Source organism: Oceanobacillus sp. CF4.6, from assembly GCF_051262635.1.
Lineage (GTDB): Bacteria > Bacillota > Bacilli > Bacillales > Amphibacillaceae > Oceanobacillus.
This window is the reverse complement of record NZ_JBIMEX010000046.1, coordinates 1-289: the sequence shown is the minus strand read 5'-3', so window position 1 is coordinate 289 and position 289 is coordinate 1. Positions and strand designations below refer to the sequence as shown.

Here is a 289-nt window from a genome sequence, read left to right as displayed (position 1 = left end):
AAGGTTGCAGGAATTTTATTATCTTTGGGCTTTAGCGACGGCGATAAATGAAGAACTTGCACTTCTGCTAAGTCAATATGTCTTAACCAATAGAAACCATACGATCAATGGAAAGTTTTGCTTTGTCAGCGATATCGGCAGGAACTGTAATTACATGCTTATTTTCTTTTAGTGCAGCTAATACTTTTTCAAGTGTGGTCATTTTCATAAATGGACAAATGGCCTGTGGATTAGCTGCTAAGAATTGCTTTTCAGGGTTTTGTTTTTGCATCTGATGAATAATCCCCAC

At 37.0% G+C, this 289-nt stretch carries 1 protein-coding gene; it reads right to left on the bottom strand.

Annotation, left to right across the window (positions count from 1 at the left end; translation table 11 throughout):
- Window positions 1-82: 82 nt before the first annotated feature.
- Window positions 83-289: quinolinate synthase NadA (nadA, locus tag ACHABU_RS20750; protein WP_435766843.1), on the bottom strand; the 207-nt coding region annotated here is incomplete at its 5' end.